The organism is Sphingomonas sp. (genome assembly GCF_017745215.1).
GTDB lineage: Bacteria > Pseudomonadota > Alphaproteobacteria > Sphingomonadales > Sphingomonadaceae > Sphingomonas.
Map to the genome: position 1 here is coordinate 120,417 of NZ_JAGHZV010000008.1, position 23,767 is coordinate 144,183.

21 protein-coding genes are annotated in these 23,767 nt (G+C 70.5%); 9 read left to right on the forward strand and 12 right to left on the reverse strand.

The annotated features are described in order from the left end of the window. The first annotated feature begins 47 nt into the window (after positions 1–47). The 4 genes from J7495_RS10265 to J7495_RS10280 are packed head-to-tail and all read left to right on the forward strand — an operon-like array spanning position 48 to position 4,880. Positions 48–758, forward strand: coding sequence for a TetR/AcrR family transcriptional regulator (locus J7495_RS10265; RefSeq protein ID WP_294056399.1), 711 nt, complete (start codon positions 48–50; stop codon positions 756–758). A gap of 16 nt (positions 759–774) precedes the next feature. Further along, on the forward strand, positions 775–2,373 hold the full coding sequence (locus J7495_RS10270) for an AMP-binding protein (protein ID WP_294056400.1): 1,599 nt from the start codon (positions 775–777) through the stop codon (positions 2,371–2,373). Further along, a complete protein-coding gene (locus J7495_RS10275; RefSeq protein ID WP_294056401.1) occupies positions 2,366–3,142 on the forward strand; it encodes an SDR family oxidoreductase in 777 nt (258 codons plus the stop codon). Before J7495_RS10270 ends, J7495_RS10275 begins: the two co-directional genes overlap by 8 nt. Positions 3,143–3,152: 10 nt before the next feature. Next, a complete protein-coding gene (locus tag J7495_RS10280) occupies positions 3,153–4,880 on the forward strand; it encodes an acyl-CoA dehydrogenase (RefSeq protein ID WP_294056402.1) in 1,728 nt (575 codons plus the stop codon). 113 nt (positions 4,881–4,993) lie between these two features. Here J7495_RS10280 and J7495_RS10285 read toward each other — a convergent pair whose 3' ends face one another. Next, entirely contained in the window at positions 4,994–5,752 is a 759-nt protein-coding gene (locus J7495_RS10285; RefSeq protein ID WP_294056403.1) for a sterol desaturase family protein, read from the reverse strand. Between the two features lie 123 nt (positions 5,753–5,875). Between J7495_RS10285 and J7495_RS10290 the strand changes: the two genes are divergently transcribed. After that, positions 5,876–6,418 (forward strand): hypothetical protein, encoded by a 543-nt coding sequence (locus J7495_RS10290; protein WP_294056404.1) that lies wholly within the window; start codon positions 5,876–5,878, stop codon positions 6,416–6,418. Here J7495_RS10290 and J7495_RS10295 read toward each other — a convergent pair. The 4 genes from J7495_RS10295 to J7495_RS10310 form a co-directional block, all read right to left on the reverse strand. Then, positions 6,415–7,125 carry a Crp/Fnr family transcriptional regulator gene (locus tag J7495_RS10295; RefSeq protein ID WP_294056405.1) on the reverse strand — a complete coding sequence of 237 codons (711 nt, stop codon included), beginning with the start codon at positions 7,123–7,125 and terminating at the stop codon, positions 6,415–6,417. The two genes, J7495_RS10290 and J7495_RS10295, sit on opposite strands and share 4 nt — an antisense overlap. A gap of 88 nt (positions 7,126–7,213) precedes the next feature. Continuing rightward, positions 7,214–7,324, reverse strand: a complete 111-nt coding sequence (cydX, locus tag J7495_RS10300; RefSeq protein WP_294056406.1) for a cytochrome bd-I oxidase subunit CydX — start codon at positions 7,322–7,324, stop codon at positions 7,214–7,216. A 12-nt stretch (positions 7,325–7,336) separates the two neighbouring features. After that, positions 7,337–8,476, reverse strand: a complete 1,140-nt coding sequence (gene cydB, locus J7495_RS10305; RefSeq protein WP_294056407.1) for a cytochrome d ubiquinol oxidase subunit II — start codon at positions 8,474–8,476, stop codon at positions 7,337–7,339. A 20-nt stretch (positions 8,477–8,496) separates the two neighbouring features. Next, positions 8,497–10,068 (reverse strand): cytochrome ubiquinol oxidase subunit I, encoded by a 1,572-nt coding sequence (locus tag J7495_RS10310; RefSeq protein ID WP_294056408.1) that lies wholly within the window; start codon positions 10,066–10,068, stop codon positions 8,497–8,499. 120 nt (positions 10,069–10,188) lie between these two features. On the opposite strand from J7495_RS10310, the gene cydD reads away from it, so the two are divergent. Together cydD and J7495_RS10320 are read left to right on the forward strand one after the other, a co-directional pair. Then, on the forward strand, positions 10,189–11,826 hold the full coding sequence (cydD, locus tag J7495_RS10315) for a thiol reductant ABC exporter subunit CydD (RefSeq protein WP_294056409.1): 1,638 nt from the start codon (positions 10,189–10,191) through the stop codon (positions 11,824–11,826). Beyond that, positions 11,823–13,352, forward strand: coding sequence for an ATP-binding cassette domain-containing protein (locus J7495_RS10320; RefSeq protein ID WP_294056410.1), 1,530 nt, complete (start codon positions 11,823–11,825; stop codon positions 13,350–13,352). The genes cydD and J7495_RS10320 overlap by 4 nt, the downstream gene beginning before the upstream one ends. Here the strand turns inward: J7495_RS10320 and J7495_RS10325 are convergent. Both J7495_RS10325 and hemN read right to left on the reverse strand, forming a co-directional pair. Further along, positions 13,349–14,050 carry a Crp/Fnr family transcriptional regulator gene (locus J7495_RS10325; RefSeq protein WP_294056411.1) on the reverse strand — a complete coding sequence of 234 codons (702 nt, stop codon included), beginning with the start codon at positions 14,048–14,050 and terminating at the stop codon, positions 13,349–13,351. The two genes, J7495_RS10320 and J7495_RS10325, sit on opposite strands and share 4 nt — an antisense overlap. Continuing rightward, the gene (hemN, locus tag J7495_RS10330) at positions 14,040–15,341 is read right to left on the reverse strand and encodes an oxygen-independent coproporphyrinogen III oxidase (RefSeq protein ID WP_294056412.1); all 1,302 of its coding nucleotides are present in this window, start codon (positions 15,339–15,341) and stop codon (positions 14,040–14,042) included. The genes J7495_RS10325 and hemN overlap by 11 nt, the downstream gene beginning before the upstream one ends. A 126-nt stretch (positions 15,342–15,467) precedes the next feature. Here hemN and J7495_RS10335 point away from each other — a divergent pair, with 126 nt between their 5' ends. Continuing rightward, entirely contained in the window at positions 15,468–16,154 is a 687-nt protein-coding gene (locus tag J7495_RS10335) for an OmpW family outer membrane protein (RefSeq protein WP_294056413.1), read from the forward strand. A gap of 3 nt (positions 16,155–16,157) precedes the next feature. On the opposite strand, the gene J7495_RS10340 is transcribed toward J7495_RS10335, so the two are convergent. From J7495_RS10340 to J7495_RS10355, 4 genes are read right to left on the reverse strand one after another with little or no spacing between them, the layout of a single operon-like run. After that, positions 16,158–16,472, reverse strand: coding sequence for a hypothetical protein (locus J7495_RS10340; RefSeq protein ID WP_294056414.1), 315 nt, complete (start codon positions 16,470–16,472; stop codon positions 16,158–16,160). Between the two features lie 16 nt (positions 16,473–16,488). Beyond that, the gene (locus tag J7495_RS10345; RefSeq protein WP_294056415.1) at positions 16,489–17,889 is read right to left on the reverse strand and encodes an MBOAT family protein; all 1,401 of its coding nucleotides are present in this window, start codon (positions 17,887–17,889) and stop codon (positions 16,489–16,491) included. After that, positions 17,890–19,143, reverse strand: a complete 1,254-nt coding sequence (locus J7495_RS10350) for an SGNH/GDSL hydrolase family protein (RefSeq protein ID WP_294056416.1) — start codon at positions 19,141–19,143, stop codon at positions 17,890–17,892. Then, the gene (locus tag J7495_RS10355) at positions 19,140–20,021 is read right to left on the reverse strand and encodes a DUF459 domain-containing protein (protein ID WP_294056417.1); all 882 of its coding nucleotides are present in this window, start codon (positions 20,019–20,021) and stop codon (positions 19,140–19,142) included. Before J7495_RS10355 ends, J7495_RS10350 begins: the two co-directional genes overlap by 4 nt. Positions 20,022–20,180: 159 nt before the next feature. Between J7495_RS10355 and J7495_RS10360 the strand changes: the two genes are divergently transcribed. After that, the gene (locus J7495_RS10360; RefSeq protein ID WP_294056418.1) at positions 20,181–20,924 is read left to right on the forward strand and encodes a helix-turn-helix transcriptional regulator; all 744 of its coding nucleotides are present in this window, start codon (positions 20,181–20,183) and stop codon (positions 20,922–20,924) included. A gap of 224 nt (positions 20,925–21,148) precedes the next feature. Here J7495_RS10360 and J7495_RS10365 read toward each other — a convergent pair whose 3' ends face one another. Then, the gene (locus J7495_RS10365) at positions 21,149–23,767 is read right to left on the reverse strand and encodes a prolyl oligopeptidase family serine peptidase (RefSeq protein ID WP_294056419.1); all 2,619 of its coding nucleotides are present in this window, start codon (positions 23,765–23,767) and stop codon (positions 21,149–21,151) included.

Here is a 23,767-nt window from a genome sequence, read left to right on the forward strand (position 1 = left end):
CTGTGCCGCGTTGACGGCCCTCTCGCGGCGCGGCACGCTGAAACCCTATGACCAGCAACATCCAGACCCGGCTGAAACCGCCGCCGAGCCGCGGCCGCGACCACAAGGCGCGCGTCCGCGAGGCGTCGATCGAACGCATCCTCGACGCGGCCGAACAATTGTTCGCCGAGTTCGGCTATCATGGCATCACGCTGAAGGACGTGGCGGCAAAGGTAGGCGTGAGCTCGACGCTGATCCACTATCACTTCAACGGCAAGGAAAGCCTGTTCGAGGCAGTCTGGGCGCGCAAGGCACCGGTCTCGGCACGCAACCGCCTCGAGGCCATGCGCCGCTATGCCGCCGAAGTGGGCGACGCGGTAACCGTGGAGGGCGCACTCCACGCCTGGATCGACGCCGACTTGAACGTGCAGATCGAGGACACCGACCAGTGGATCGCCTTCGGCAAGATCAGCGCGCAGGCGAACAGCGCCGCGGGCTGGGGCGCCGAGAAGATGACCAAATATTTCAACCCCGTCGTCCTCGCGCTGATCGACCTGCTCAAGAAGGCGATGCCCGAGTGCGACGAGGAGACGATCTTCTGGGGCTATCACTTCGTCTCGGGGGCGATGACCCACAATATGGCGCGCACCGGCCGTCTCGACGAATTGTCGCACGGCCTCTGCTCGTCGGACGATTTCGTCTCGATCCGCAGGCACATGGCGACCTTCATGGCGGCGGGGTTCGAGGCGATCCGCGTGGCTTCGGTCGCGAAGAAGTAAGGGGCGTAGCGCGATCATGACCTTTGTTTCGCCGATCGGCGCGATGCAGCCCTATGCGCTGACGCTCGACCAGTTCATCGACCATGCCGCCAAGTGGCACGGGCGGACCGAAGTCGTGACCGGTGGCGCCGAAGGGGCCGTCTCGCGGATCGGCTATGCCGCGCTGCGGGCGCGCAGCAAGCGGCTGTCGGGCGCGCTGCAGGCGCTCGGGCTGGCGCCCGGCGACAATCTCGCGATCATGGCCTGGAACAGCCAGGCGCACATGGAATGCTGGTATGGCGCCGTGGGGATCGGCGTGGTCTGCCACACGCTCAACCCGCGGCTGACGATCGAGCATCTCACCAGCATGATCGCGCAGGCGGCCAACCCGGTGCTCGCGATCAGCCCCGACCTCGCGCCGATCGCCGAGCAACTGGTGCCGCGCTGCCCGACGCTGCGCGCGCTGGTCGTGCTCGACGAGCCAGGCGCCGACTGCCCGCTGCCCGACTGCGGCGTGCCGGTGTGGCGCTATGGCGAGCTGCTCGAGACCCTGGGCGAAGACGCCGACTGGGGCGGGTTCGACGAGGAGACGCCGGCCGGACTGTGCTTCACCTCGGGCACCACCGGGCTGCCCAAGGGGGTGAGCTACACGCACCGCTCCAACTATCTCCACACCATCCACCAGCTCCAGGCGGATGCGAGCGGGCTTTCGGCGAGCGATTCGCTGCTCGTCGCGGTGCCGATGTTCCACGCCAACGGCTGGGGCTTCCCCTTCTCGGGCCCCGCAGTGGGCGCCAAGCTGGTGTTCCCCGGTCGCCACCAGGACGGCGCGAGCCTCGAGCGGCTGATCAACGCCGAGGGCGTCACCGTCGCCGCGGGCGTGCCGACGGTGTGGCTGGGCCTCGTTGACCACCTCGACCGCACCGGCGGCGACGTGCCGTCGCTCGAGCGCGTCATGCTCGGCGGCTCCTCGGTGCCGCAGGCGCTGATGGACCGGCTCGAGGCGCGGCTCGGCGTGACCGTCCAGACGAGCTGGGGAATGACCGAGCTTTCGCCGCTCGGCACCACCACGCCGGCGACCGCGCCGGTGCGCAGCGCCGCCAAGTCGGGCCGCCCGCCGATCGGCGTCGACTTGCTGCTGCGCGACGCCGAGGGCATCGACCTCCCCGAGCAGCACGGGTGCGAAGGCCGGCTGTTCGTGCGCGGCGCGAGCGTGATCGACCGTTATTTCGGCCACGAAGACCTCGCGACCGACGCACAGGGCTGGTTCGATACCGGCGACCTCGCGGTGATCGACGAGGCGGGCAACATCAGCATCACCGGCCGCGCCAAGGACCTGATCAAGTCGGGCGGCGAGTGGATCAACCCCGGCGAGATCGAAGCGATCGTCGGCGCGCTGCCGGACGTTGCCCAGGTCGCGGTGATCGGGCGCGCGCATGCCAAATGGGGCGAGCGGCCGATCCTGGTGGTCGAACCGCGCAAGGGCGCCGAGCTTTCCGACGAGACGCTGCTCGAAGCGCTGCGCGCGCGGGTAGCGAGTTGGTGGCTGCCCGATGCGATCGTGCGCGTGGCGGCGATGCCGCTCGCGATGACGGGCAAGATCGACAAGATGCGGCTGCGGGCCGAACATGGCTGAGGGCGTGCTGGGCAAGCTGTTCGACCTCACCGGCCGGGTGGCGATCGTCACCGGCGGCTCGCGCGGGCTGGGGTTGCAGATCGCGACTGCGCTCGCCGAATATGGTGCGACGCTCGCGCTGGTCGCGCGCAAGCAGGCCGATCTCGATGCCGCCGTGGCGCAGTTCGGCGGCAAGGCGACCGGCTTCGCGGCGGACCTCGGCACACCCGAGGCGGCAGCAGAACTCACCGCGCGCGTGCTCGACCGGTTCGGGCGGATCGACATACTGGTCAACAACGCCGGCGCGGTGTGGGGCGCCCCCGCCGAGGACTATCCGATCGAAGGCTGGAACAAGGTCATCGACCTCAACGTCACCGGCCTCTTCCTGCTCACCCAGGCGGTGGCGCGAACGGCCTTCCTGCCGCGGGGCAAGGGCGCGGTGGTCAACGTCGCCTCGATCGAGGGGCTGCTCGGCCACCACCCCGACCGGCTCGGCACCATCGCCTACAACACCGCCAAGGGCGCAGTGATCAACATGACCCGCGCGCTTGCGGCCGAATGGGGGCCGCGCAACATCCGCGTCAACGCGCTCGCCCCCGGCTTCTTCCCGTCGAAGATGACCGCCGCGACGCTCGACGCGCACGGCGCCGAGATGCTGCGCCAGACGCCGCTCGGCAAGCTCGGCGGCGAGACCGACCTGATGGGCGCCGCGCTGCTGCTTGCCTCGGACGCCGGCGGGCATATCACCGGCCAGACCCTCGTCGTCGACGGCGGCGCGACCATCATCTGAGAGCTTTCGCATGACCAGCCTGCTGCTCGACCGCCGCGACGTCGATTTCCTGCTCCATGACTGGCTCAAGGCCGAAGCGCTGGTCGATCGCGAGACGGTCGACGCGCTGCTCGACCTCTCGGAGAAGCTCGCCGCCGAGCAGTTCCTGACGCACTATAAGCGGAGCGACGCCGAGGAGCCTCGGCTCGACGAGGGCGGCCAGGTCCGCATCTGCCCGGCGCTCGGCGAGGCGCTCGGCCATTATGCCGAGGCCGGGCTGTTCGCGGCGGGCTTCGAGGAGGAACTGGGCGGGCTCGGCCTGCCCTATCTCGCCTGCGCCGCTTCCTTCGCCTTCTTCGCCGCGGCGAACGTCGCGACCGCGGCCTATCCGATGCTCACCGTCGCCAATGCGCGGCTGATCGCGACCTTCGGCACGCCTGCGCAGGTCGACGCCTTCGCGCGGCCCGCGATCGAGGGGCGCTGGTTCGGGACGATGTGCCTCTCCGAGCCGCAGGCCGGTTCCAGCCTCGCCGACGTCCGCACCCGCGCCACCCCCGACGGCAGCGACGCGCTCGGCAACCGCTACCGGCTGGTCGGCAACAAGATGTGGATCTCCGGCGGCGACCAGGACGTCAGCGAGAACATCGTCCACCTCGTGCTCGCCAAGGTGCCGGGTGCGGACGGAATGCTGCCCGAGGGAACGGCGGGGATCTCGCTGTTCATCGTGCCCAAGATCCTGCCTGACGGGTCGCGGAATGACGTGAGCGTCGCGGGGCTCAACCACAAGATGGGCTATCGCGGCACCGCCAATTGCCTGCTCAACCTCGGCGAGGCGGACGGCGCGATCGGCTGGATCGTCGGCGAGGCGGGCGACGGGCTCCGCCAGATGTTCCAGATGATGAACGAGGCGCGGATCGGCGTGGGCATGGGCGCGGCGGCGCTCGGCTATCGCAGCTACCTGCTCTCGGCGCGCTATGCCCGCGAGCGGCTGCAGGGCCGCGAGCCCGGCCGGCGCACCGGACCGCCGGTCGCGATCGTCGAGCACCCCGACGTGCGGCGGATGCTGCTCCAGCAGAAGGCCTATGTCGAAGGCGCGCTCGCGCTGTGCCTCTATTGCGCACGGCTGGTCGACACCGCCGAGATCAGCGCCGACGATGCCGCGCTGCTCGGGCTGCTCACCCCCGTCGCCAAGACATGGCCCTCGGAACATGGCCTCGCCGCGAACGACATCGCGATCCAGATCCACGGCGGCTATGGCTATACCCGCGACTTCGACGTCGAGCAGCTGTGGCGAGACAACCGGCTCAACCCGATCCACGAAGGTACCACCGGCATCCAGGCGATGGACCTGGTCGGGCGCAAGATCGTGGCGGACGGATCGGGACTGACGGTGCTGGGGCTGCGGATGCTCAAGACCGCCGAGGCGGCGCGCGGCGTGCCGGGGCTCGAGGCGCATGCGGCGGCGCTGTCCGCGGCATGGCGCGGGGTGACCGACACGATCGACGCGCTGCGGGCGGCGGACCGGGGGCATGTGCTCGACAATGCGACGCCCTTCCTCCACGCGTTCGGCCACGTCGTGCTGGCGTGGCTGTGGCTCGACCAGGCGCTTGCGGTGACGGGCGACGGCGACTTCGCCGAGGGCAAGCGCCGCGCGTGCCGCTTCTTCTTCGAATGCGAGCTGCCTCGGGTGGCGCCGCTGCTGGCGTTCGTGGCGTCGGGGAGCGATGTCGCGGCCGGGGCGCCGGCGGGGATTTTCTGACTGGAGCCTCATCCCGGCGAAAACCGGCATGACGGTTCAAGAGCGAAGGCGGAAGCAGGTCCAGGCCGGCGCTCGATAAGGGTCGCGAGATCGTCGCCGACCAGGCCTGCGCTTCAGCGCCCGCGCCGGCGGGGATGGCCGGTGGCGACGCCGTTCGAGAGCCGCGCGACCCAGGGATACCGCGCCGCCATCGCTTCGGTATAGCCGAGGTTGAAGACCGTCGGGCTCTTCGCGGGCCGCTCGGCGCGGGTGTAGAGCGTGCCGAACAGCCGGTCCCAGGCGAAGTTGGTGATGCCGAAATTGCCGTCCTCGTCGTGGAAATGATGCTCCATGTGGCGCGCCTTCATCACCGCGAGCCACCTCGCCCGCGGCTTGTAGGCCAGATGCTGGACGCAGTGCGCGAACTCGTAGAAGCAGGTGCAGAGCAAGCCGGTGGCGAAGCCCGCCGCGGCGCCGCCCACCCCGCCGATCGCATAGCCGGGGAGCGCGGTCACCAGCAGCAGCGTCGGCAGCGTGGTGTGGAGCGCGCCGAACAGCACTTCGAGGTGGTTGGGATCCCGGTGGTGGTCGTAGTGGATCCGCTTCCACACACCGGCGAGCGCCGGGACCTTGAACATCCAATGGCAGTGCAGCAGCCAGCGGTGGAGCCCATACCAGATCAGCGGATAGGCCAGGAGCACCAGCACGATGCTCGCCACCGTCGGCAGCGGCGCGGCCGGATGCCAGGCGTAGAGCGCGATCGAGAGCCCGGTCAGCGCGAGATAGGCGAGGATCGCGTGGTGCTGGACATAGGCCGCGACCAGCTCGCGGAAGGTCATCCGGTCGAGATGGTGCGAGCGTCTCCAGAAGCGCTTCGCCATGTCCGCGGCCATCTCGTCACCTCGTTCGATCTTTCCGGAGCCGCGACTAGCATCACGGCGGGCGGCAGGGTTTGACGGCCGTCAATGCGCCGCCACGCGGCGTCGGCCAGGAGTCGCTTCCGAAGGAGAGCCCGAGTGAGCGAACCCCGTTGGTCCGACGATGCCGTGGTCGTGCCGTTCGCGCGGCGCTGGTGGATGATCGACGAGATCGAGCTGGTGCCGCTGGTCGCCGAACAGGCGCAGCTCGCGATCCTGTGCGACGCGCTCGAGGCCTGCGCCGACGCCTTGCCCGCCGCGCCCGAGGAAGCGGTGGCGGCGCGGCTCTGCGCGAGGCTCGACCAGGTCGCGGCGCGCGGCGAGACGGGCGCGGTCGAAGCGCTCGCCGCGCGGCTCGACACGATCTGCGGTGACCCGCTCGCGCTGGCGATGCTCGATCGCTGCGGCCCCTGCCGCATGGCCGATGCCGTCCACGCGCAGGACTTGGCGGCGATGCTCCGCGCAGGGACCAACGCGGGCATCTCGCCCGACGCGCTCGCCTATATGCTGCGCTGCTTCTTCACCGGCTGCCGCCGTACCATGGACCTCGAGCTGCTCGCGCTGCTCGCGCTCGCCCGCAACCGGCTGACCGCCGAGGCGCGGATGCTGCTGAGCGGCGCGCTTGCTCGCCGCGCGGCCTAGCCGGCCTCGGCGCGGACGGCGAGGCCGGTCCGGTCGGCGATCGTCACCGCGCGGCCGCCGGGAAGCCCGATCACGCCGGCGTTGCGCAGCTTGGTCATCTGGCGGCTCACCGTCTCGATCGTGAGGCCGAGCACATCGGCGATCTGGCCTCGGTTGAGCGGCAGGTCGAAGGTCAGCGGCCCGTCGGGCGTCGCACGGCACCCGCTCGATCCGGCGCGTGACGCCATGTCGAGCAGGAAGCCGGCGATCTTCTCCTCGGCCGACTTGCGCGCCAGCGTGAGCATCCGGCCGCGGGCTTCGTTCAGTGCCAGCAGCGTGCGCTGGAGCAGGAGATGCTCCATCCGCGCATGATCCTCGAGCACGCGCTCGAACGCCTTGCGCGGAAAGACGCAGAGCTCGGCGTCGGTGAGCGCAGTGATCGTGAAGTCGGCCTGGTCGGCATAGAGCTGGCCGACGAAATCGGCCGGATAGAGCAGCCCGACGATCTGCTCGCGTCCGTCGGCGGTCGACGCGACGAGCTTGAGCACGCCCGAGAGGAGGTTGGCGCAGATCACGCTTTCGTCGCCCGCCCAGATCACGCTCTCCCCGCGCGCGACGCGGCGGCGCTGGCCCAGCGTGTTGAGCGCGGACAGCTCGCGATCGTCCAGGCTGCCGCACAGGGCCTGGTCGCGGACCGCGCAATCGGCACAGATGTCCATCAGGGCCATGCCGGTTTCATAGGTCTTGCGCGGCGGCTTGTCGCCTCCGGAAAAGGGACGAATTGTCCTAGCCCAAGGTATTGGCCGAGGGCGATGGTCAGCCCTCGGCTTCGTCCTCGATCGGCAAGTGGAACTCGTGCCAGATGCCGTTGAGGATGCCGAAGCCGACCGCGAGGCCGAGGCCGAGGACCCAGGTGAAATACCACATGGCGAAAGCTCCTCAGTAGAAGTCGGGGTTGGTGCGGACGTCCTCGCTGGTCACGCGGCCGAACATCACCCTGTAGGCCCAGGCGGTGTAGGCAAGCACGATCGGCAGGAAGACCACGGTGACGAACAGCATGATGCCCAGCGTCATGCGCGTGGACGAGGCGTTCCACACCGTCAGGCTCGAATGCGCGTCGATGCTCGACGGCAGGATATAGGGGAACATCGAGCAGCCGACGGTGGCGATGATCCCCAGCGCCGACGCCGAGGAGCCGGCGAAGGCGAGCGGTTCCGAATTGCCGCGGATGCCGACGATCGCGAGCAGCGCGCCCGCGAAGCCGAGGACCGGCGCGGCGACCATCCAGGGGTAACGGCCATAGTTGGCGAGCCACGCGCCCGACACCGCTTCGCTCGTGGTGCGCAGCGGGTTCGACGGGCCGAACGGATCGACCTCGCCGACGACGTGATAGCCGAGCCCGCCATAAGCGACGAACAGGAAGCCGATCGCGAACAGCGCCACCGAAGCGATCGCCGCGATGCTGCCGAACGCCTTGGCGCGCGCCTTCACCGGGCCGTCCTCGATCTTGATCGCGAGCCACGCCGAGCCGTGGAGCACGAGCATCGCCAGCGAGAGCAGCCCGCAGAGCAAGGTAAAGGGCGTGAACAGGCCGAGGAAGCTGCCCTCGTAGAAGGCGCGAAGGTCGCCATCGAGCCGGAAGGGCGCGCCCTGGAGGACGTTGCCCACCGCGACGCCGAACACCAGCGCGGGCACGAAGCCGCCGACGAACAATGCCCAGTCCCAGCGCTTGCGCCATCTGGGGTCGGGCTTCTTCGAACGGTATTTGAATCCGACCGGCCTGAGGATCAGCGCCGCGAGCACGACGAACATCGCGAGGTAGAAGCCCGAGAAGCTCACCGCATAGACGAACGGCCAGGCCGCGAAGATCGCGCCGCCGCCGAGGATGAACCACACCTGGTTGCCTTCCCAGGTCGGCCCGACCGAGTTGATCACCATCCGGCGCTCGGCATCGTCGCGCGCGACCCAGGGGAGCAGCGCGGCGACGCCGAGGTCGAACCCGTCGGTGAGCGCGAAGCCGATGAGCAGCACGCCCAGCAGCACCCACCAGATGACGCGCAGCGTCTCATAGTCGAACATGATCGTTTCCTTCCTGAAGCTCAGGCGGTGGCGGGAATGGCGGCGGGGATCGGGCCCGGCGCGGGTCGATCATCCTCGCGGTCCTCCGGCCCGTGCCGGATCGCCGCGAGGATCAGCCGCACCTCGATCACCGCCAGCCCGCCGTAGAGCGCGGTGAATCCCGCGATCGTCGTCCACAGCGCCGCGGGGCTGAGCGAGCTGTTGGCGAGGAAGGTCGGCAGCACGCCTTCGATCGCCCAGGGCTGGCGCCCCATCTCGGCGACGACCCAGCCGAGCTCGGCCGCGATCCACGGCAGCGGAATCGCCGCCACCGCGAGCCGCAGGAACCAGCGCGAGGTCAGGTGCCGGCGCAACGAGCAGAGCAGGAAGGCGGTCGCGAACAGCGCGATCATCGCGAAGCCGACGCCGGCCATGAAGCGGAAGCTCCAGAACATCAGCGGGACGCTCGGCACCGTGTCCCAGGCTGCGGCGCTGATCTGCTGCGGCGTCGCCTCGCGCGGATCGGCGAGCTGGCGCTTGAGCAGCAGCGCATAGCCGAGGTCGCGCTTGTGCGCTTCGAACTTCGCGCGCGCGGCCAGGTCGTTCGGGTTGGCCTTGAGCGTCTGCACCGCATCATAGGCGAGGATGCCCGAGGCGATCCGCTCCTGTGCGCGCAGCACCAGCTCGGACATGCCGGTGACTTCCTTGTCGAGGCTGCGCGTCGCGATCAGGCCGAGCACCCAGGGTACGTCGACGGCGTAATGGGTGGTCTTCGCTTCGGTGTCGGGGATGCCGATCAGCGTGATGCCGGCGGGCGCGGGGGCGGTGTGCCACATCGCCTCGATCGCAGCGAGCTTCATCTTCTGGTTGTCGGTGAGCGCATAGCCGCTCTCGTCGCCGAGCACGACGACCGATAGCGACGAGGCGAGCCCGAACGCCGCCGCGACCGTGAGCGAGCGCCGCGCGACGGGGACGAACCGGCCCTTGAGCAGCCAGAAGGCCGAGACGCCGAGCACCAGCACCGACGCGATGACATAGCCCGCGCTCACCGTGTGGACGAACTTGGCCTGGGCGATCGGGTTGAACAGCACCGCGCCGAAGTCGCTCACTTCCATCCGCATCGTGTCCGGATTGAAGGTGGCGCCGACAGGGTTCTGCATCCAGCCGTTGGCGATCAGGATCCAGAGCGCCGAGAGGTTGGTGCCCAGCGCCACCAGGAAGGTGACCGCGAGGTGGCCGAGCTTCGACAGCCTGTCCCAGCCGAAGAACATGATCCCGACCATCGTCGCTTCGAGGAAGAAGGCCATCAGCCCCTCGATCGCGAGCGGGGCGCCGAAGATGTCGCCGACATAGTGCGAGAAATAGGACCAGTTGGTGCCGAACTGGAATTCCATGGTGAGGCCGGTCGCGACCCCGAGCACGAAGTTGATCCCGAAGATCTTGCCCCAGAAGCGCGTCGCCGTGCGCCACACCGGGCGATCGGTCATGACATAGACCGATTCCATGATGACGAGCATGAACGACAGGCCGAGCGTGAGCGGCACGAACAGGAAGTGGTAGAGCGCCGTCAGCGCGAATTGCAGCCGCGACAGATCGGTGACCATCAGGTCCATCGGTTTTCTCCTCCGCGAGGCCGAAAAGGCCCGCCGGCGGAGATGCGGATAGGGTCGCGGCGCAAGCGGAACATTGACCGCGGTCAAAGACGGCGCCGCCGCGGCGGGCGACGGCAGGGCATGGCGACAGTGCTCCACGACCCGGTTCACGACAAGGCTTTCGCGCGCGAACGGACGCGCTGGCTCAGGGCGCATGCCGCGCGGACGCGGGCGTCGGCCGGGCTGCTGTTGTTGGATTCGGCGGCGGCGATCGGCTTCGCGGGCGGGATCGCAGGAGCGGTGGTCGCCGCGCCCGCCGGCTGGGCGGCGGCGCTGCCCTGGGCGATGATCGCCACGTTCTCGGGACTGGCTCGGGGGCTGTTCGCGATGCTCTCGCTGCGCGCCGGCGCGGCGGGCGCGGAGGCGGCCAAGCTGCGGCTTCGCCGGCGCGTGGTCGACGCGGCGCTGCACCGGTCGCCGGGCGCGAGGGCAACGGTCGGCACGCTGATGACCGCAGCGGTCGACGAAGTCGAGGCACTCGATGGCTATGTCGCGCGCTTCCTGCCCGCGCGGCAGGCGGCCACGGTGGCGCCGATGCTCGTGCTCGGCGTGACTGCGCTGGCGAGCCCGGTCGCGGCGGGCATATTGGTGGCGACGCTGATCCCCTTCGTCGTCGCGATGGCGTTGGCGGGCGGCGCGGCTGCGGACGAATCGCGGCGCCAGTTCATCGCGCGCGCACGGCTCTCGGGCCGCTTCGCCGACCGGGTCCGCGCGCTGCCGGTGGTGCTCGCCTTCCGCGCGGCGGGCCGCGAGGCGGCGGCGCTGGGCGCGGCAGCCGACGAGCTCGCCCGGCGGACGATGTGCGTGCTGCGCGTCGCGTTCCTTTCCTCGGGTGCGCTCGAATTCTTCGCGGCGCTCTCGGTCGCGCTTGTCGCGGTCTATTGCGGGTTCAACCTGCTCGGGCTGCTCCCCTTCCCCGTCCCCGAGAAGCTCGACCTGGCGCGCGCCTTCTTCGTCCTCGCGCTCGCACCGGAATTCTATGGGCCGCTGCGCCGCCTCGCCGCAGCCTATCACGACAAGCAGGCGGCCGAGACCGCGGCCGACCGTCTGATGGCGCTGCCCGAGCCAGCAGCGGCGCCGCCCGGCACCCCGGCCGACTTGCCCGCGATCGTCTTCAGCGACGTGACGATCCGCTACCCCGGCGAGGAGCGCGACGCAGTCTCGGGCGTATCCTTCGCCGTCGCGCCGGGCGAGACGGTCGCGCTGCTCGGGCCTTCGGGCAGCGGCAAGTCGAGCCTGCTCCACCTGCTCCTCGGTCTCGCGCCCTTGAGCAGTGGGTCGGTAAGCGTCGGCAACGTCGCCGCGATCGCGGCCTGGGCGGGGCAGCAACCGCTGATCGTCGCCGGCACGATCCGCGACAACCTCCTGCTCGCTCGCACCGAAGCGAGTGCGGACGAACTGGCGACAGCGATCGAAGCCGCCGGCCTGGCGCCGATGCTCGCCAACCGCCCGCTCGGCCTCGACAGCCCGATCGACGCGCGCGGCAGCGGGCTCTCGGGCGGCGAGCGGCGACGGATCGCGCTCGCCCGCGCGCTGCTCAAGCCCGCCCCGCTCCTCCTCCTCGACGAGCCCACGGCGCACCTCGACCACGCCAGCGAGACTGCGCTGATCGCGACGATCGCCGCCGCACGCCGCGGCCGCACCGTGCTGATCGCGACGCACAGCGAACGGCTCGCGGCCATCGCAGACCATGTCGTGCGGCTGGGGGGCGGGCGATGAGCATTGAATCGCTCATTGCCGCCGAGCGCCGCGCCCAGCGCCGGCTGCTCGCAAGGGCCGCACTGCTGGCGGCGCTGGTCGGCGCGGCTTCGGTGACGCTGCTCGGGCTCTCGGGCTGGTTCATCACCGCCGCCGCGATCGCCGGCGCGGCGGGTCCGGTGGCGGCGCAGGCGTTCAATTACATGCTCCCCTCGGCCGGGATCCGGCTGCTCGCGATCGTCCGCACCGGCGCACGCTACGGCGAGCGGCTCGCGAGCCATGAGGCGGCGTTCGGCGCGCTCGCCCGCATCCGTCCGGCGCTGTTCCGCGCGCTCGCCGCCGCTCCGGTGGAGCGCGCGCTCGCGCTCGGCACCGGCGAAGCGACCGCGCGGCTGGTGAGCGACGTCGACGCGGTCGAGACGCGCTTCGTCCGCCTCTCCGCGCCCTTTGGTGTCGCGGCGGCGCTGGCGTCGGGGCTGAGCCTGACGATCCTCGGCGGGACCGGTGCGGCGGCGGCCACGCTCGCCTGCGCCGGCCTGACGATGCACTTGGCCGACCGCCTCTCGCGCCGCGTCGAAGCCCCCGGTCGCGCAGTGCAAAGAGCCGTGGGTGAATTGCGCGAGGAATTCGCGATGCTCGTCGACGCCGCGCCCGAGCTACGTTGCTTCGGGCTCGAGGCCTGGGCCGCCGAACGGATCGATACCCGCAGCCGCGCGCTCGGCCGGGCGCAGCGACGCCAGGCGCAGGCGGCGGGCTGGTTCGAGCTGCTCCAGGCGAGCGCGATCGGCATCGCCGCCGCGGCCGCGCTGCTGCTCTCGCTCCACGCCGGCGCGCCGGTCGCCGCGCTGGCGGCGCTGGCCGCGGCGATGACGCTCGACAGCCTCGCGCCGCTGCTCCGCGCGATGATCGAGCGCGGGCGGCTCCGCGAGGCACAGGCGCGGCTCGACGAAGTGCTGGAAGTCGGAGCACCGCCCCCGGCCGTCACGCCGATACTCGACCTGCACCTCATGCCCGGCGAGCGCATCGCCATCGTCGGCCCCTCGGGGATCGGCAAGACGACGCTCGTCGAAACGCTGATCGGCCTGCGCGGTCGGGTGCCCGATCGCCAGCGCGAGCGCTTCGCCTGGGCGCCGCAGGACGCCGCGCTGCTTGCCGGTACGGTGCGCGAGAACCTCCTGCTCGCCGCTCCCGACGCCGGCGACGTGACGCTCTGGGCCACGCTCCACGACGCCGCGCTCGACGAACGCATCCGCGCGCTCGGCGGGCTCGACGCCTGGGTCGGCGAGAACGGCACGCGGCTTTCGGGCGGCGAGCGGCGGCGGCTGTCGCTCGCGCGAGCTTATAGCGCGAGCGCGCCCTGGCTGCTGCTCGACGAGCCCAGCGAAGGCCTCGACGCCGCCACCGAAGCGCTTGTCGCCGAGAGGCTTCAGGCGAGGCTCGACCGGACCGGCCAGAGCCTGATCCTCGTCAGCCACCGCCCGGCGATGGTCGCGATCTGCCCGCGCATCCTCGACCTCGCTGCCGGCACCCCGGCGCTCGCCGCCTAGCCGGCGATCCGCGCCAGCGCCCCGCGGTCGAGCAACCGCACGCGCCGCCCGCCGGGGAGCGCGATCAGCCCGGCGCGCTTCATCGCGGTCATCTGGCGGCTGACCGTCTCGATCGTCAGCCCGAGCACTTCGCCGATCGCGGCGCGGCCCATCGGCAGCAGATACTCCCCGCCTCCACCCACGCGCCGCTCCATGTCGAGCAGGAAGGCGGCGACCTTCTCGGGCGCCTGGCGGCGGCCGAGCATCAGCATCCATTTGTGCGTCTCGGCGAGGGTCGCCAGCGCGCGGCGGAGCAGCAGGCGCAGTGCCGCGGGATGGCGGTCCAGCACGTCCTCGAGCGCCCTGCGCGGATAGACGCAGAGGTCGACCGGCGAGAGCGCCACCACCGTGTCGGTCGCCTGGTCGACGAACAGCTCGCCGACGAGGTCGCCGGGGAAGAGTAGCCCGACGATCTGGGTGCGCCCCTCCGGATCGTCGCGCACCACCTTGAGCACGCCCGAGACGAGGTTGGCGCAGATCGCGGCGGGATCGCCGGCGGAGATCACCACCTGGCCCTCGGGCAGCGTTCGCCGCCGCCCGATCGCGTGGAGCTCGCCCAGCTCGGCATCCGCGAGGGTCGAACAGACCGAGGTGCCGCGCGCGGCGCAGGCGGCGCAACGATCGGGCGGGCAGCCGTCGTTTGCGGGATCATACCGCATGGCTGAACCGCGCCGCGCTCTCGCCGCGATAGGCGTCGAGCGTCGCGGCGATCGCACGGGCGTAGGGCAGGGCGCCCTCCGCGAGCGTGACGCGCGTGCCTTGCCAGGCGATCAGCCCTCGCGTTTCGAACGGCATCAGCCGCGCGCGGACGCAGCCCAGCCCCGCGAGATCGGCGCTACCCTGGCAAAGGATCGCTTCGATCGCGCGGCCGCGGCGGCGATCCTCGGCGGTGCGGTGCAGGCCCCGGGCCGTCGCGAAGCGGCCGCTGCCGATCGCGAGGTGATAGCGTCCGGTGTTCTTCTCGTTCTGGAGCAACCGGTCGGGAAAGGCGCTGATCGCACTGGCACCTAGGCCGATCAGCGCCTCGGCGGGGTCCTCGGTGAAGCCCTGGAAGTTGCGCCGGAGCCTCCCCTGCGCGAGCGCGTCCTCGGGCAGCGCGAAATGATCGAAGCCGATCGCGCGATAACCCGCGCCGGTGAGGAAGCGATGCGCGAGCACGGCCTGGGCGAAGCGCGCCCCGGCATCGGGCAGCGCGCTCGCGTCGATGCGGCGCTGACGGGCGATCAGCTGGGGCACATGCGCATAGCCGAACACCGCGAGCCGATCGGGCTCCATCGCGAGCGCAGTATCGAGCGTCGCGGCGAGGCTGGCGTCTGACTGCCCGGGCAGGCCGTACATCAGGTCGAAGTTGACCGAGTCCACGCCCGCGCCGCGCAGCAGCTCGACCGTGCGGCGGATGTCGTCCTCGGGCTGGACGCGGCCGATCGCGGCCTGGATCGTCGGATCGAGGGTCTGGACACCGAGGCTCACCCGCGAGGCACCGGTGTCGGCGAGCGCCTTCGCCCAGTCCGCATCGAATCCGCGCGGATCGACTTCGACCGACAGCACCGGATCGGCGCAACGGAAGCGCGTCACCACCCGCTCGACCAGCCGGACGAAGGCCGCGGGCGCGATCGCATTGGGGCTGCCGCCGCCGAAGGCGATCCGCCCGACCCGGCCGCGCCCGCCGAGCCGATCGGCGACCAGCACGATCTCCTCGTGCAGCCGCTCGAGATAGGCGGTGAGCCGCGCGCCGCGGTTGGCGGCGCCGGTGTTGCAGCCGCAATACCAGCAGATCTCGTGGCAATAGGGGATGTGGAGGTAGAGCGAGACCGGCTCCTCCGCGCCGACCCGGTCGAGCGCTGCCGCCATGTCGTCGCTGCCCACCGCGTCCCCGAACTCGGCGGCGGTGGGATAACTGGTGTAGCGCGGCACCGGGCGCGCGAGTAGGTCGGCATGGTAGGTCCACATGGGTGTCGGCTTGGCGCCACCCGCCGCGCAACGCCTTGATCCTCGTCAAAACCGCCCTTGGCCGCGGTCAATGTTCCGGGGCGCCACCGCGCCTAGGCCGCTTGCAGACAAGCAAGGAGCAAGACGATGAAAGCGATGACGATGCGCGGGCTCGCGCTGGCCGGCCTGGCGCTGGGCGCGGCGACGCCGGCGCTGGCGCAGGACGGGAAGACCGGCATAGAGGCCGGCGACGTGCTGCTGCGCGTGCGGACGATCGTGGTCGCGCCCAACGAGAAATCGGGCAGCGTCCTCCCCGCCTTCCCGGGCGAGAAGGTGAAGATCAGCGACAGCGTCATGCCCGAGGTCGACGTCACCTATATGGCGACCGACCATATCGGCTTCGAGCTGATCGCCTCGACCACAAAGCACAAGGCGTCGGGCGAGACGGGCACCACCGGTTCGATCGGCCGCCTCGCGACCACCTGGGTGCTGCCGCCGACGCTGACCGCGCAATATCACTTCATGCCCAAGGCGAAGGTGCGCCCCTATGTCGGCGCGGGGCTCAACTACACGATCTTCTGGAACGAGACGCCGTCGAAGGGCCTCGAGGCCGCGGTGGGACCGACCAGGGTGCGGATGCGCGACAGCTTCGGCTGGGCGGCGCAGGCCGGCGTCGACATCGACCTGACGCCGCGCGTCTTCCTCAACCTGGACGTGAAGTACATCGACATCGACACGACCGCGCGGCTGAGCACTACTGCGGCAGGGGTGCAGAAGGTCGACATCAGGATCGACCCGCTGGTGTTCGGCGTCGGGGTCGGGATCCGGCTCTGAGGCTCAGGATTCGGGTGGCGGCGCGTCGCCGGACCAGCGGGCGGACTCAGCCTGTTTCCAGGCGCGGTGGAGCTCGCCGTGCGGCGCGTCGAGGCGGAGACCCGTCATCGCTGCCTGCCAGCCATCGGCCGCGGTCATCACCTTGGCGGTGCCCGGGCTCGGCGAGAGGTCCTCGCTCCAGCTCGCGATCGCGCCGGCGTTGAGCAACGCGAGCGCCGCCGTGGCGAGCCCGATCACGCCCGTGGTCCAGCGCATGGCGCTCGCGCCGCCGTCGGGATCGGCGGGGAGCTCGGTCGGGAAGTCTTCAGCGTCAATCATCGTGGAAGCTCCGGATCTAGAAGCGGAAGTAAATGAAGGGCGCGACGCCTTCGTAGCGCATCGCGTCAACCACCAGCATCAGCACCGCCAGCCCCGCCGCGACCAGCGGCACCGGGAGCAGGCGGATGCGCTCGGCAGCGGCGCGCATCGCGTCGCGGGGCAGCGCGTGCATCGCGAGGCCGAGGACGATCAGCGCGAGCACCAGCGGCGTCACCGTGGTCAGCCCGTCGCTCGCCGGGACGACGATCCCGCCGAGATAGGCGAGCGCATCGCCAAAGCTCGCCGCGCGGAAGAAGATCCAGCCGAGCACCACGACATGGAAGGTCAGCACGATCGCCGCCCAGCGTGGCAGCACGAGGCGCTGCGTCCAGGCCCCGCGCGCCCAGGCGCGCTCGACCGCCAGCGCCGCGCCGTGCAGCCCGCCCCAGATCACGAAGGTCCAGGCCGCACCGTGCCACAGCCCGCCGAGCAGCATCGTCAGGAACAGGTTGCGGTAGACGCGGAAGCGGCCGCCGCGGTTGCCGCCCAGCGCATCGATGTAGAGATAGTCGCGCAGCCAGCGTGACAGGCTGATGTGCCAGCGCCGCCAGAACTCCTGGAGCGATGCCGAGCGGTACGGCCGGTCGAAGTTGCGCGGGAAGCGATAGCCGAGCAGCGCGGCAATGCCGATCGCCATGTCCGAATAGGCCGAGAAGTCGCAGTAGATCTGCACCGCATAGCCATAGGCGGCGAGGACGAGGTCGAGCGACGAATGGCCCGCCGGCGCCTGGAACACCGGATCGACGAACTGCGTCGCGAGCTCGGAAGCGATCACCGCCTTCTTGAACAGGCCCCAGACGATCAGCAGCAGCCCCATCGACACCATGCCGCGGTTGAGCCTGGGCGTCGCCTGGAGCTGCGGCACGAGATCGGCCGAGCGCACGATCGGCCCGGCGACGAGGTGCGGGAAGAAGGACATGAGCAGCAGGAGGTCGAGCATCGAGGCGGGTGCGACGCGGCGCTTCGACACGTCGACGAGGTAGCTGATTCCCTGGAAGGTGAAGAAGGAGACGCCGACCGGCAGGATCACCTGCATCAGCGCGGGATCCTGACGCAGGCCCGCGAGCGCCATCAGGCTGATCGCCTGATCGGCGAAGAAGTCGAAATATTTGAAGAAGCCGAGCACGAGCAGGTTGAGCGTCACCCCGGCGATCACCAGCCAGCGCGCGTTCGCCCGCCCCGCGACGAGTCGGGCGACGCCCCAGTTCATCAGTGCCGAAAGGATCAGCAGCGGCACGAACCGCCAGTCCCAGGCGCCGTAGAACACCCAGCTCGCGACGAGCAGGAGGAGCTTGCGCCATTCGTTCGAGCGGACCGACCAGACCGCGCAGAAGACGGCGAGGAAGAAGAGCCCGAAGGTGAGCGTGGGGAACAGCATCTATCGCTCCGCAGCCGCGCGGTTGAGGTCGTCCTGGAGGAAGCGCGCGATCAGCGCGCCGCCGCCGTTGCGGAAATGGACATGGTCGGCGCGCATCAGCGTCGCGTCGGTCCAGCGTACCGCGCTGCACCGGCCGCCCATCCGCTGCTGCCAGTCCCACCAGGCAAGATCGAGGTCGCCGGCCACCTTGCGCTGGATGGCGCGCACCAGCGCCAGCGCGGGCGGCGCGAACAGCGGGGGTCCACCGCTCTTCGCGCCAGGGCAGCCGGCGACCTCTCCCCCTCCGGCGACGCGCAGAACGGGAGCACTGCGCAAGGCCGGATTGCCGCTCAGCGCATCCGGAGGGCCGAGCAGCAGCAGGGGTACGCCCGGCGCGAGCCGCTGCAGCCGCGCGATCTGCGCGCGGAGCACCGTCTCGTAGCTTTCGCCGTCGAGGCTCGGGCCGAAGCCTTCGTTGGTGCCGAAGGCGACGACGATCAGGGCGGGCGCATAGGCGCGCAACTCCTCGGCGATCACCGCGTCGTCGGTGCGGCCGAAATGCTGGAGCTGCGAGCCGACCACGCCGAGGTTGGAGAGCGCGACTCCGCCCTCGTCGTCGAAGGTCGCCCAGGACGTGATCGTCACCGGGCGGTCCGAGGCAGCGAGCGTGACGCTGGTCTGGGGCGCAAGCGTGCGGATCGTCTCGCAACGCGGGACCTGCGTGGGCGTCTCGAAGATCAGCTGCTGCCAGCTGCCGTCGCTCATCCGCACGTCGAGCAGGCCGGCGGTGGGTCCGGCGATCGCGCAGACGACGAAGCGGTTGAAGCGGTGTCCCGTGTCGGTCACCAGCCCCATGGTGGCGCCCGGGACGGCCGAGGTCAGCGAATAGCTCGACAGGCCGAGCGGCGGGTGGAACGCCGACCAGCCTTTGCCGAAGGTCGAGGAGACCTGCCAGCCCGGCGACATCGCGGTGGTGACGCCGATCGTCAGATAGCCGTCATAGGGCCGCCCGGGCGGCAGCACGCCGCGCCCGCCGTCGCCCGCTTGCGCCTGGAGCAGCTGGCGCCACGCGGCGCTGGTGACGTCCCCCGCAGTGTGGCTGTCGCCGATCTGGAGGATGTGGACCGGCGGCGTGCCCAGCTCGTGCTTCGCCGCTTCGAGCCGGGCGAAATAGGGCGCGAGCGTATCGAAGTTGCAGACCGGCCCGATGCAGGGCGCGGCCTCGGCGGCGGCAGGCGCGAGCACTGCCGCCGCGGCGAGAAGGACGGCCTTCATCGACCGGTCCCGACGGGGTCGCCCGCCGTCTCCCCCTCGAGCTTGCGCGCCGCTTCGACCGACTTGCGGATCCGCTCGCTCAGGTCGCGCGTGATCCATTTATAGCCGGTCATCGACATGTGGATGCCGTCGCCCGCCCGCACCAGGGTGCGCTCGCCGGTGACGCTGTCGTCGAGATAGGCGGCGTATTCGCCCTTGGCGTCCGAGGCGACCGGACGGCTGTCGATGAACGGCACGCCGAGCGCGGCCATGCGCTGCGCGTAGAATTGGTTGATCGCGCCGACATCACGGTCGAGCCCGGCGTCGCGCATCCGCGGCAGCCCGACCCAATAGACCATCGCCTGGTGCGCGCGCATAAGCTTGACGAAGCGGTCGAGCCGCTCGCCAATCTGCGCGCGCCACTTGTCGCTCATCAGCGGGGCATATTCGCCCTTGTCGGTGATGATCCCCTGCGCGTCGTTGGCGCCGAACGAGATCACCGCGATGTCGACCGGATCGGGGCCTAGCTGCTCGCCGGCCTTGGTCTCCAGATTCAAGCGCTTGTAGCGCGTGAAGCCGGTCGCGGGCTGGCTGAACTTGAGGACCTCGTAGCCGGCCTTCTTCGTCAGCTGCTGCTCGAGCGCCCAGGCGACCCCGTCGCCGAAGCTGTCGCCGAACACCGCGACGCGGACGGGCGCGCCGTGCTTGAGCGTCTTGAGCAACTGCGTCGGCGCGGAGGCCGCGCAGGTCGGCGCTTCGGCGGCCTTGACCGGCAATGGTGCGATCGCCGGCAGCGCCGCGCCCGGGGTTTCGACGAAGCTGTATCCGATCGCCGCCCCCGCGCCGACACCGAGCAACAGGACCGCAGCGCGGTCCAGGAGAAGAAATGAAGTCTGCATGTTCGGACCCGTTCTTTCGAGAACCTGCCGATCGTGCCGCAGCGGAACATGTTGCGCGAACGTGATCTTCTTGAAACTTTTTCCCCTATCCTCACGGCCGATGCTTCCAGTACGGATATGTCGGGCCATGTGGGCCTATGGAGGGGTCACTGCGCGACCATGGGCAACATTGGGGGCGACATTGCGGGCCAGCATGACGTAGGCGAACGCATCCGCGAAGGCATGGCGCGGCGACGAATGTCGCGGCTCCAGCTGGCCGATGCGGCGAAGCTGAGCGTGTCGACGCTCGAAAAGGGCCTGTCCGGCGAACGCCCCTTCACCCTGGCCACGCTGATCCGGATCGAGGACGCGCTCGGCGTCCGGCTGCGCAGCGCCGCCGCCCCCGCCGCCTCGCCGCAGGCCGCCGCCGATCTCGGCGCCTATCGCCGCGAGGGTGTCGACTGGCTGATCGGCTCGTACCTGACGCTGCGCCCGAGCTTCGAGACGCCGGGCGCGGTCTACGCCTATCTCACCGAGATTTTCTGGAACGACGACGCCGGCCACCTCGGCTTCAGCGAGAAGGCGCGGCTCGACGCGCAGTTCGCGCAGAAGGGCGCGGTGTCGATGCCCTACCAGTCCGGCCACATCTATCTCGTCACCAACGAGCACGGCCAATACCGGCTGATGACGCTCGGGCGCCCCTCGATCGCCGGCAACATGTATGGCCTGCTGACCACGTTGCGCTCGGCGCGGGGCGGCCGGCTGACGCCGGTGGCGGCGCCAGTGGCGCTGCTGAAATGGGATGCGGCGCGGCGCGGCGAGCCTGCGCTCGGGCTGGTCGCGGAAGGCCATGCCGCCTTCGCCGACTATCGCCGCGAAGTCGACCGCGTGTGTGACGAGGAGTTCAGCGCACTCATCGCCTGAGCGCCAGGCCCGGGTCCCGCAGGCGCAACCGGAGTATCAGCGGATGCCCCCTCCCCGAGCGCGAGCAGACGGGCGACCCGGGCGAGGGGAAGTGGAGATCCTCGGCGACGAGATGGGCTCGCGGCTCTGGCCAGAGGGCGGTGCCCGTTCGGCAATTGATGACGCACCCGAGCTCAGCATGACGCGCCGGCTCGACTTCGGCGCGGCAGGAATGCCCGCTCCGGCTACCGGTCCCCAGGCCCCAGCTTCTCGGCGAAGAACGCCTTCACCCGCGCGGCGAAATCCTCGATGTTCGCCGGGCTGGTGAGGCCATGACCCTCGCCCCAGTAGCGGACATAGTCGACGTCCTTGTGCTGGATATAGAGCGCGGTGAACAGCTCGTCGAACTGGTTCATCGGGAAGTTCGCGTCGAGGTCCGACTGCACCATCAGCAGCGGCGTGGTGATCTTCGCCGAGTTGAAATAGCTGCTGCTGCGGACGTACCAGTCGGGGTCTTCCCAGGGCACCGAATGCGCGGCGAGGGCATTGTTGGGGTACCACATCCGCCGACCGTCGGACCAGATCGTCTTGAGGATGCCGCGCACCGGGCCGAAGCTCGCGAAATCGCTGGCATAGTCGCTCGCCGACCAGCCCGCGACCGCGGCCTTGTAGCGTCCGCTTTCGGTGAGCGTCTTGAGCACGCTGAACCCGCCCTGGCTGATCCCGAAGAGCCCGACGCGGCTGGCGTCGCCAAGCCCCTCCTTGCCCGCCTCGTCGACCGCGACGTCGATCAGCTTGCTGAACCCGGCGAGCGCCTCGTCATGCGTGCTGACCAGTTCGGCGGGCGCGGCGGGGAACACGACGGTATAGCCCAGGCCCGCGAGGAACTCGGGCGAATAGACCTCCGGCACGCCCAGCGCCGTGGTGAAGGACGGCCCGCCCGGCGCGCCCATGCTGCAGCCGCCCCGGACCAGCGGATAGAGGTAGACGACGATCGGCCGCTTCGAGAGGTCCTTCGCCGCCGGATCGGTGGTCACGCAGGCCTGGAGGTCGTGGCCATCCAGCTTGTAGCGGATCTGCTGGCTCTTCGGCCAGCCGACCCCGGACAGGAAGGTGTTGAGCCGCAGGAACGGCGGCTGCTTGGCCCCGCCCTCGAGCCGCGACAGCGCGACGCCGTCGCCGTCGCCGCGGATCACCACCGCCGGCCCGCCCGAAGCGGCGACGACGCGCTCCTCCATCGGCACGACGCCGAGCGATGTGAAAGCGCCGCCGTCGAGGTCGAGATAGCCGTACTCCCGGGTCATGCCCGTCATGCGCTGGACGAGCGCGAGCCCGGCCTTGTCGGGCGATCCGGCGACGTCGCCGCCGTGCTGGCTGGGTGCCAGCAGAGGCGGCGTACCGCCGTGGCGGAGCGGCTGGGCGGCGATCACCATCGCGGCGCCGGGCGTGAGGTTCACCGGATCGGCGTCAGGCGAGAGCCGCCAGACCTTGCCGTCGGCGACGACGTAGAGCGCCTTGGGCGTGAAGGCGATCGGCATCGGCGACATCGTCTTGAGGTCGCCCGAGATCGTCCTCGGCGCGGCGCCCGGCTTGAGCAGCACCCAGCGGATCTTGACCGGTGCGGGCGGGGCATAGGGGCCCGCGGCGACGATCGCCGCAACGTCGTGCACCGGCGCCTCGACTTCGATCGGCACGGCGATCCCGCCCGCGAGCGGGATCGGCGCATAGGCCTTCTTCTCCTCACCCGAGCCCGGCGTATAGAAATAGATCCAGCCGGCGAGATTCTGGCCCTGCGCATCGATCGGCTCGGCCGCCGCGGTGCCGGGCGTGTAGCGGTAATAGCTGCCGTGCTCCCAGCCCTGGCCGGGCTTGCGTGCGTAGAAATAAAGCTGGTCCTGCGCGGCGTCCCAGATCACCGTCTCGGGCAGCACGTCGCAATCGGCGCAGGGGAGCCAGCTCTTGCCCGCCTGCGGACCGCTCACCCCGGCGACCATCAGGTCGCGCTGGCCGACGACGGGGCGGAACTCGCTCGTCGAATTCGCGGGCAGGCCGCCGCGGCGCATGCCGGCGACGAAGCTGCGGCTGGGTGCCGCGCGGAGGTTGAGCAGCAGCCCCTCGCTCGCGACGCTCCCGCGACCCGTTCGCGCGTCGGCGACGACGAGTTGGCCCGGCTTGGGCGTCGCGGGCTCGGCGGCCGGTCGGCTGCGCAGCACGTCGGCCGTGGTGCGCTTGCCCTCGAACGCCGCGCTCCACTCGCGGCGCAGCGTATCGGCGGCGGCGGGGCGGAGGCGCGCGACGATCACCGGGTCGCGGTCCGCCGGCGCGACGCTATAGGCCAGCGTGTCGTCGGAGAGCCAGGTGACGCCGGCATCCTCGAAATCGCCATAGGGGGCATATTGCAGCGGGGTGAGCCTGCCGGTCGCGACATCGACCACGGCCGCGGTGGGCGTCCCCTCCATCGCGGTGATCCGCACCACCAGCCGCCCGCCCGACGGTGCGACGCCGATGATCTCATAGCCGCGCTTCGGATCGGGCCTGAACAGCGGCCGCGGCGCCTTCGCTCCGGGATCGAGCACCATCACCCGCGCGCCGGCGCGGGCGTCGTCGATCCCATAGCCGATGCGCTCGCGATACGGCGGCAGCTGCTCGAACACGAACCGGCCGCCGGGCAGCGACACGACCTCGCCGATGCTCTCGAGCTGCATCCGCTGCGCGACGGTGAGCTGGGGCTTGGGCGGGCCAGCAGGCGTCGGCGCGGGAGCGGGCGGCGCCGTGGGTGTCTGGGCTTGGGCCGCGCCGGCGAGAGTCAGCGCGAGGGCGGCGCCTGCGGCAAGGCCGAGGCGAGCAACGGTAACGCGAGCCAT